The 9,626-nt window shown below is 40.0% G+C and carries 7 protein-coding genes and 1 pseudogene; 3 read left to right on the top strand and 5 right to left on the bottom strand.

Annotated features, from left to right (window positions below; translation table 11 throughout):
* Positions 1-143 precede the first annotated feature (143 nt).
* Positions 144-551, top strand: coding sequence for a hypothetical protein (locus PX482_RS08320; protein WP_012265197.1), 408 nt, complete (start codon positions 144-146; stop codon positions 549-551).
* A gap of 12 nt (positions 552-563) precedes the next feature.
* Here PX482_RS08320 and PX482_RS08315 read toward each other — a convergent pair whose 3' ends face one another.
* From PX482_RS08315 to petC, 4 genes are all read right to left on the bottom strand, one after another.
* On the bottom strand, positions 564-2,213 hold the full coding sequence (locus tag PX482_RS08315; protein ID WP_288122308.1) for an ABC1 kinase family protein: 1,650 nt from the start codon (positions 2,211-2,213) through the stop codon (positions 564-566).
* Between the two features lie 199 nt (positions 2,214-2,412).
* Positions 2,413-3,474, bottom strand: a complete 1,062-nt coding sequence (locus PX482_RS08310; protein WP_149975306.1) for a mannose-1-phosphate guanylyltransferase — start codon at positions 3,472-3,474, stop codon at positions 2,413-2,415.
* A gap of 133 nt (positions 3,475-3,607) precedes the next feature.
* On the bottom strand, positions 3,608-4,594 hold the full coding sequence (petA, locus tag PX482_RS08305; RefSeq protein WP_002759982.1) for a cytochrome f: 987 nt from the start codon (positions 4,592-4,594) through the stop codon (positions 3,608-3,610).
* A 43-nt stretch (positions 4,595-4,637) separates the two neighbouring features.
* A complete protein-coding gene (gene petC, locus PX482_RS08300) occupies positions 4,638-5,177 on the bottom strand; it encodes a cytochrome b6-f complex iron-sulfur subunit (RefSeq protein WP_002737937.1) in 540 nt (179 codons plus the stop codon).
* Positions 5,178-5,615: 438 nt separating this feature from the next.
* Here petC and PX482_RS08295 point away from each other — a divergent pair, with 438 nt between their 5' ends.
* On the top strand, positions 5,616-9,161 hold the full coding sequence (locus tag PX482_RS08295; protein WP_288027513.1) for an N-6 DNA methylase: 3,546 nt from the start codon (positions 5,616-5,618) through the stop codon (positions 9,159-9,161).
* Between the two features lie 23 nt (positions 9,162-9,184).
* Complete coding sequence (locus tag PX482_RS08290) at positions 9,185-9,475, top strand: nucleotidyltransferase family protein (protein ID WP_002759988.1); 291 nt, start codon at positions 9,185-9,187, stop codon at positions 9,473-9,475.
* 80 nt (positions 9,476-9,555) lie between these two features.
* Here PX482_RS08290 and PX482_RS28060 read toward each other — a convergent pair.
* Positions 9,556-9,626, bottom strand: a pseudogene (locus PX482_RS28060) (IS200/IS605 family transposase); the annotation flags it as partial.

The raw sequence follows: 9,626 nt of genomic DNA, 5'->3' as shown, positions 1-9,626 counted from the left end.
GTAGGATGGGTTAGCGGTAGCGTAACATAATCGGGCGTTGGGTTTCATGCTTCAACCCAACCTACGTTCATCTTATATTTAATTCCACCCACCCACTTAGCATAAAATAGGATTAATTGACCAGAATTTTGGGGCGATAGTTTATGGAACGCGGGTTATTGTGGACACCTTTATTAATTCTATTTATTTGGTTGGCTTGGAGTGGTTGGAATGAATACCAAAAAGTGGAAATCTATCGATCATGGGCGGAAAACTTCGAGCGAGCTAAGTATGATATATATTCTGTCTTAGGTCAAAAAGATAAAATTATCACTTGGGGAAAGCCAACTCGTAAGGGAGTCATAAATTTACAAACTTTTTCCCTAGAGGAGGTCAAAGAAATCCGTCTGTTAGTTAATAATCAAGTGGTGGATTTAGATGCTCTTCCCCCCCAAGGTTCCCCTTGCCTAGAATTTATTTTTAAAGAGCGATCGCCTGAAAGAATTCCCTTTACTGAAGTTGAATTAGCCAGTCGGTGGGCGAAATTTTTACAACAACAAATCTTAATTTAATGGCGATAATTTCTAGCGCAATCTTCCTGATCGCAGGATACCGACAACTAACCATAAACCGATAAAACTAGCTGTAGCAAATAATACGGTACTAATAATAGTTAATTGCCGAGATTGGGTGCTGGCCGTAACAATAGCAGCCCCGATAATTAAGGAACCAATAATCACACTAAAAGCTAGTCGATTGGCGGAATTATCTAAACTGCGACGGAGATTATCTAAGTCGCGAATTTTCAGATTAACATTTAAAGTTTCCGAGGTTAAACCATCTAGTAAAACTTCGATTTGACGGGGAGATTTCAGGGAAAAAGATTTCAAGTCTAAAACTGTTCTTAGGGCAGTTTGTAGGGGAGTGCTACCGATTAACTGTTGTTCAAGAATATTAGTTAATAGCGGTTTGACTTCTTCTAGGATATTAATATCAGGATTAAATTTTCGGGCAGTTCCTTCTAGATTAGCGAGACTTTTGGCAAATAAACCTAAATTACCCGGAAGTTTAATTCTATTGCGACGGGCAATTTGCAAAAGTTCATAAACCACCTCACTAAAGTTAATTTGATTTAAATTGAGGTTATAATATTTTCGCAACATCCGCTCATAATCCACCTCTAATTGTACTAAAGTAATCGGCACGACTGACTCGGATAGTTTAATAGTTAGTTGACTGCATCTTTTGGCATCTAAGTCAACAATTGCCAATAACAATTCTGTTAAAATTTGTTGAGTTTGTGGGTCTAATCTGCCCACCATGCCACAGTCAATTAAAGCCACTCTACCATCATCAAGATAGAAAATATTACCCGGATGGGGATCGGCATGAAAGAAGCCATCAATATAAATTTGTTGAAAAAATGACCGAAACAAAATCCGAGTTATTTCGGTTTTTCTTTGGGAAATTGCTTGCTCAGTTGCTGGTCTAGAAACATCGGCCTCTAAAATTTGTTTTCCTTCTAACCATTCTAACACTAATAGCCTGGAATTAGTTAAGTGCCAATAAATTTTAGGAATAACTAACTGTTTGGGTTCTGACCACCGACTCTGGGTTAAATTATAGCGTAATTGGTCAGTATAATGACCTTCTTGGGTAAAATCTAATTCCGCATTGACTGCTTTAATAAACTCCTCTGCTAAGTCAACAACGTCGTAACTTTGACCAAATTCTGTGAGGGCAACTAAATCAGCAATTACCTTAATTAAGGCACTATCTTGGGCAACAATTTTTTCGATTCCAGGACGCAAGACTTTAATCGCTACTTCCTCCCCAGATAATAAAGTTGCCCGATGAATTTGCCCGATTGATCCTGCGGCAATCGGTTGGGGATTAATATACTTAAATACCTCTTCGATCGGTTTGGCTAACTGTTCGGTGATGACTATTTCTATATCCGTCCAAGCAACGGGAGGAACTTGCGCTTGTAGGGCAGTTAAAGCCTCGATATAATTAGCAGGTAGCAGATCGGGACGGGTACTAAGTAACTGTCCCAATTTGACATAAAAAGGCCCCAATTCCACAAGGATTTTTTTGAGAACTTCTGGGGTGGGAATCTGGGGATTTTCTGTTTTTCCTAGGGTTAAAACCCCGCGCATATAGTCCCAACCGTTGCCGAGAACTATCTCAAGGATTTCTTTTTGTCTTTGACTGGTTTGGGGGAGTGAGAACACGGTATTAAGTAGTTGGACAAAAGTAAAGTTAACTGTGGGGTAAGGAGACAGGAGACAGGAGACAGCTTTTGTGTATTCTCCCCACTTGCCACTTTCAAGTCAGTAGTCAGTAAGAATTGCGGCAATTTACATTTCTTAAGATAGACAACAGAATTTATGTCCGACTACTTAATTAATTTTGCTTAGGTACTTATCGATCCTATAACAATTTCTCCAATTTGGGATCGGTTTGTAATTGCTTGAGAACTTGTTTAATATCTTGGGTACGATCTTTGTGGACAACGAGAGTTGCTTTACCGTCGCGAACAATTACCAGATCTTTTAAACCAATAGTAACGATCACTTCTTCCTCATCACTAGCATAGATAATAGAGCCTTCCGTATCCAAACCGACATGATTGGCCAGTTCAATATTTTTGCCCTTTGCTTCTAGTAATCTTTCCAGAGAATTCCAATCTCCCAGATCATCCCAACCGAAATTAGCGGGTAAAACGTAAGCGAGTTGGGTTTTTTCCATCAAAGCATAATCGATACTTTTTTTCTCTAAATCCTCATAGGCAGCGATGCCCCGATCGATCAGAGGTTGTAAAATATTATTAGCGTGGGTTTTTAGCTCCTCTAAAACCACTTGTCCCTGAAAGATAAACATTCCGCTATTCCAGCTAAAAAGTCCCGTTTCTAGGAATTTTTCGGCCGTGGTGCGATCAGGTTTTTCCGTAAAACGACTCACTTTATAGACGGGTAAACCATTAAATTCGCCCTGATTTTCTCCCTGTTCAATATAACCGTAACCGGTGGAGGGATAATCGGGTTTAATTCCTAAAGTAACGATCGCTTTTTGGCTGACGGCCACTTCTACGGCCGCTTTTAAAGTGTTAATATAAGCCTCTTGATTACCAATATAATGATCGGCAGGAAAAAAACCGATCGCCACTTCCTTACCATAACGTTTTATCACTTCTAAAGTCGCCCAAGTCACAGCCGGGGCCGTATCCTTGCCCACCGGTTCCACTAATAGGTTACTCTCCGGTAAATCGGGCAGTTGTTCGCGGACACCATCAGCGATCGCACTAGCGGTAATTACCCAGAGATTTTCCCAACCTGCCCCTAAAGATAATAGACGATCGGCCGTTGCTTGTAAAAGACTGCGACCACTACCATCAAGACAGAGAAACTGTTTCGGACGCGCTAGACGACTGAGGGGCCAAAAACGTTCCCCTTTACCCCCGGCGAGAATGACTGGAACAAGCGACTGATTCATAAAAAATTGACACTTATCGGTTAAGCTGAACCGATTGTATCAGACGGCAGCGAGGGGTGAGCGTTTTCCTGACTCAAAGCTAAAAAGCGGGCAAATAACCCGCTTTCTAGCAAAAATAACCGAAATATTACGATTAGAAATTCATTTCGGCCGCTTGTACTGTTTCCACTTGTTTTTTCTTAATAACTAAGAGGATTTGGCAGAGCATAATACCACCGAGGAATAAAACTAATCCTTTGATCCGGCCGGGATTTTGTAGGACAACTTCCGTCTCTTTTTGACCAAAACCGCCAACATTGGGGTTACTGGTTAAAAATTGTCCCACTTCGATCACTTGACCTTCCGAGACGATTAACTCAGGACCTGCGGGAATATTTTCCACCACGGGGCCAGCTTCAGAAGTGATGGTGACTTCATAACCACCGGCTTCGGTTTTGCTGATCTGGCTAATTGTACCTGCGGTAGAAGCTTTGAAGGCGTTATTATTGCTGGGTTCACCGGTGGGGTACACTTGACCGCGACCACGATTGGCCCCTAAATGCACAGCATATTTACCGAAGTGAATACCTTTATTTTGGCTAGGATCGGGGGCCAGGACGGGGAAAACGATTTCTTTGTATTGATCACCGGGTAAGGGGCCGACGATAACCACGTTATCTTGACCTTCTTTGTAGGATTGGAAATAGACTCCACCGAGTTTTTCCTGCATTTCTTCGGGAATGCGATCGGGGGGCGCGATTTTAAAACCATCCGGTAGCATTAAGACTGCACCGACGTTTAAACCCCCCTTCGATCCGTCTCCTAACACCTGTTGACTGGCGGGATCGTAGGGGATTTTTACCACTGCTTCAAAGACGCTATCGGGTAATACCGAGTGGGGGATTTCAATTTCGGCGGGTTTTTGGGCTAAATGGCAGTTCGCGCAGACAATCCGACCTGTGGCCTCTCTGGGGGTTTCCGGGGCGGTTTGTTGCGCCCAAAAAGGATATGCTTGGGCAGATTGGGGGTTAATGACATCGCTGGTTAGGAGTAGGGAAACGGTAGCGATCGCCACGAGGACGGCTTTCACTAGGGCCTGTCTGTGGACTTGCGGGAAGCTTAAAAAGTTGAATGTTCTCATCTCTATCGGTTGAATAATTCCAAATCTCGTCACATTGAATAATCTAGGACCACCAGGGTTCTTCGCCGGTGCGGAAGTCGGTTTCCGTCCAAGTGGAGAAGACGACTTTATCATTATCGGTGACGTTGGCATGGGCGAGGGCTAAGGATAGAGGCGCTGGACCGCGAACTACTTTTCCTTCGGCATTGTACTGGGAACCGTGGCAAGGACACATGAATTTTTCTTCGCTGGCATTCCAAGGCACCACACAACCTAAGTGGGTGCAGACGGCGTTAATTCCGTAGTTGGCCAGGGTTTTGTCCTCTTGGACGACTAAATAGGTGGGGTCGCCTTTTAAGCCTTGGGCTAAGGTGCGATCGCCAGGGTTATGGCTTCCCAGAAATTGACTGACAATCACATCATTACCGAGGGCATCTTTAGCGGTGACACCGCCACCCGTACCACCGGCCGAGGGGGGAATAAAATACTTAACAATCGGATACAAAGCCCCCGCTGCTACTCCGGTAATTGTACCAAAGGTCAACAGGTTCATAAATTGACGACGACCCAAATCGGGAACATCTGTACCGGAAACTTGACTCATTGCTCCTTATCTCCAAATGTAAATTTTTGTAAACTAATTCTCATCTAAGGGCGATTTTGTGCATCTCGATCAAGACGAAAACCCAGAGCTTAAAGAAGGTTTACAAGGGCTTTATTAGATTATTACAGATATTGAGTCACGGACAATTGCCACGGCAAAGCTGCGTCAAATGCGATCGCTGTTTGATCGCTTTTGCCGAGATGAGAAACCGCGAACATCGAAAGAATCTTAAAAAATTTGATCCAATAGAAAAGTTAAGTCCCCATATACCTTTAACTTAAGTTAGTAGCCAAGAATACAATGATTTCAAGTCATGCCTACTGGCTGGTACAGGGAAAAGTCTTGCATAAATAGATTACTTAACTCAATTTGTCAAGGCTGGGATTACTTTCAATGCTTGGTATAAAAATTTTTATTTATCTCTATCATCTTTAACCCATGAAATTAGCTGATATTCTCAAAGACTCAAGTTATAAGTTGTCCCAGTTTACACCGACGGAAATTGAGCAATTAGAGCAGGCAATTACGCTTAAAAAGACGAAAAATGGGGAAGCTCCCTATACAATTTGCTTAGTACGGAAAAAAGAGATTAAACTTACCCCAGAAGAAGCGATTAGACAATTATATTTAAGGGTTTTAAGCGATCGCTTACATTATCCTCTCAGTCGCATTCAGGTGGAGTATGGGGTGAATTTTGGCAGAGAGGTAAAACGAGCAGATATTGCGGTGATGGACAAAGATCGCCTGAACACAGTTTATATTTTGGTAGAGGTAAAAAAACCCAAACTCAAGGAAGGAAAAGCACAACTACGTTCCTATTGTAACGGCACAGGTTCGCCGATGGCTGTCTGGACGAATGGCGATCAGATTTCCTATTATCAACGCAAAGATCCCAATTATTTTGAAGATATTCCAGATATCCCTAACTCTAATCAAACCCTAGCAGATATTCTCCAGATTAAGTTCACTTTAGATGATTTAATCGCCAATGATAAGTTAGTCAAAGAAAATAAATCTCTGAAAACGCTAATCGAAGAAATGGAAGATGAGGTATTAGCAAATGCGGGGGTAGATGTCTTTGAGGAATTATTTAAACTGATTTTTGCCAAGCTCTATGATGAATGGTATTCTGGACAGGGGAATCGACGTTCTACTCGTTCTCTGGAGTTTCGTAATACAGGACAAACAGAAAGCGCATTAAAAACAAAAATTCAGGATCTTTTTGACAAAGCTAAGAAAAAATGGCCAGGGGTATTTAGTGAGGATGCCAAGATTAGTCTCACACCTTCTCACTTATCGGTTTGTGTGTCATCCTTAGAAAATGTGAAGCTATTTAACTCCAATTTGGATGTAATTGATGAAGCATTTGAGTATTTAATCAATCAAAGCAGTAAAGGGGAAAAAGGACAGTTTTTCACCCCTCGTTATGTGATTGATATGTGTGTGAAGATGCTTAACCCCCAAGAAGATGAATATATGATTGATACTGCAGCCGGTTCCTCGGGGTTTCCAGTACATACAATCTTTCATGTTTGGCGGCAGATTCTAGAGGATGAGGGATTAGAAGTAAGTCATTTATTTTCATTGGAAGAAAAGCCACCCCGTTGTAAGGAATATGTGGAAGAAAAGGTGTTTGCTATTGATTTTGATGAAAAAGCGGTAAGGGTAGCACGAACCCTCAATCTGATTGCTGGAGATGGACAAACAAACGTACTACATTTAAACACTCTAGATTATGAATTATGGGATGAGGTGACGCAACAGGAAGAATGGGATGATGTTTATCATGAAGGTTTCAGACGCTTGAAAAAACTGCGTCCAAAGGGAAGTCCAGACTATAGGGAGTTTCAATTCGATATTTTGATGGCAAATCCACCTTTTGCGGGTGATATCAAAGAAACGCGCATGATTGCTCGTTATGACTTAGCAAAAAAGCCTAACGGTAAATGGGAAACTAAGGTAGGACGCGATATTTTATTTATTGAGCGCAATCTAGACTTTTTGAAACCGGGGGGAAGAATGGCGATAGTTTTACCCCAAGGACGCTTTAATAATTCTTCTGATAAGAATATTCGGGATTTTATTGCCGAAAGATGTCGAATTTTGGCAGTGGTGGGATTACATGGTAATACTTTTAAACCCCATACAGGAACAAAAACCTCGGTGTTATTGGTGCAAAAATGGAATGATGATCCCAAAATAGGCGCACTTTGTCCTCGTCAGGATGATTATAATATCTTTTTTGCGACGATGCAGAAGTCAGGCAAGGATAATTCTGGAGAAAAAGTTTATGTTAAAGGGTCTGATGATTCGGGGGATTTTCTCTTAGATAAACATAATCATTGGATTGTGGATCATGATCTTTTTAATCATGATGGATTAACGGAAGATGGTATCGCTGAGGCTTTTATTGAGTTTGCTAAAAAGGAGAATTTAAGTTTTTTTGAGATCCCCCCGGCTAACGCCACCCCCCTTAATAAGGGGGACAGGGGGGGAGCTTTTGATGCGGTTAAATATCAGCAGTTAATGGATAGGTTGGAAGCAACAGAAATTTCATTTATTCAGGTACTTGAGCATAATATTAATTTTCGATTTGATAGTGAGTTTTTTAAAAGAAAATACTTTCAGATTGAGGACAAAATTAATGAATTACCCCAATCTATGAGACTGAGTGAAACACAACCTATAATTATTCATCCAACAGAAATTAAGCGAGAGTATGTAGAAGATGATTTATCAGGAGTCTTGTTTTTTAGAACTCAAAACTTACGTCCGTTAAGAGTCGATTTATCGAATCAGGTATATATATCTCTAGAAGATGCGGAAAAATTATCTAAGAATGAAATAAAAAAAAATGATATTCTGATCACAAGAACTGGTGCAAATTTTGGAGATACTTTAATTTTTAATGAGGAAATACAAGCGATTGCATCATCTCACGTTTTGATCTTAAGAAACAAAATAATTAACCAGTCATTTCTAGCAGTTTTTCTAAATACTATTTATGGAAAAGAGCAAATTAACAAGGGGATGTATGGAGGCGTACAGCCTGAAGTAGCACCTTACTACTTAAAAAATATTCTTTTTCCCGTTCTGTCTGATTACTTTCAGAAAATAATAGAACGGTTAGTCAATCAATCATCTATAGAAGTGAAAAAAAGTAAAATAATCTACCAACAAGCTGAAGATTTACTATTAACAGAACTTGGTTTAAAAGATTGGCAACCCACCGAAGAAAGCATCGCAGTTAAAAGTTTTTCTGAGTCTTTTTTGTCTTCTGGACGCTTGGATGCTGAGTATTATCAACCGAAATATGATGAAATTGATAATTATTTTAAGGATTTCAAATTGATAAAAATTCGTGATTTAATTAATTACCCTGTTTCTAGTGGTGCAACTCCTAAAGCGGGTGGTGATGATTATACAGATGAAGATGATGGCATTCCTTTTATAAGAGCAGTTGATCTCAAAGATGGAGAAGTTGACACAAATAACTTTATTTTTATTAAAAGATATGTTCATGATCTCACCTTGAAAAAAACAAAAGTCAAGAAAAATGATGTACTTTTTTCAATCGCTGGTACGGTAGGAAGATGTGCTATTTTTGATCATGATTTTGAAGCCAATATTAATCAAGCTGTTTCTATTTTAAGGTTTGACGAAGCTCAAGTTAAAAGACTCTATTTAATTGTCTTTTTTAACTCTGAAATAGGCAAAATATACGTTTCCAAGTATGCTCGTCAGGGTTTGCAAACCAATCTAAACTTGAATGAAGTATCTGACCTTAGAATTCCTATATTAGATTATAATCTTCAAGGAGAAATCAGCAAAAAAGTACAAGATAGCTTTGATATTAAAGCAAAATCCAAACAACTCTTAGAAATTGCTAAAATAGGAGTAGAAAAAGCAATAGAAACCGACGAAGAAACGGCAACCGCTTGGATAAACCAACAACTAGAAAGCTTGGGAGTAAACCTAATCTGATGAACACAAAAATAAATCTACCAATGGAACAAATTAAAGGATTTTGTCAAAAGTGGCAAGTCACCGAGTTGGCATTATTTGGTTCAGTTTTACGCGAAGATTTCCGTTCAGATAGCGATATTGATATTTTAATTACCTTTTTCCCAACTGCTAAACGAGGTTTAACCGAAACCCTACAAATGCGAGATGAACTGCAAGCAATTTTCAACCGAAAAGTAGATTTAATTGTGAAAGCAGCACTCAAACGGAGTGATAACTGGCTAAGATGTAAAAACATTTTAGAATCAGCACAGATTATATATGCCTCATTGTAAATGCTATCAGACGTATTTTGCGCTATACTGATGGAAAAATAAAATGAACTACCCCGCCGCAAGCGGACGGGGTATCAGAATCAAAATAGACTCAATTGTAGATTTTGGTGTAGCTGCAGGTATTCTTTATCTTGTTCTTTTACATATCTCG

Origin of the sequence: Microcystis sp. M53602_WE12, assembly GCF_030065455.1 — a bacterium.
GTDB lineage: Bacteria > Cyanobacteriota > Cyanobacteriia > Cyanobacteriales > Microcystaceae > Microcystis > Microcystis aeruginosa.
The sequence above is the reverse complement of the archived record's forward strand: the minus strand, read 5'-3'. Positions and strand labels throughout refer to the sequence as shown.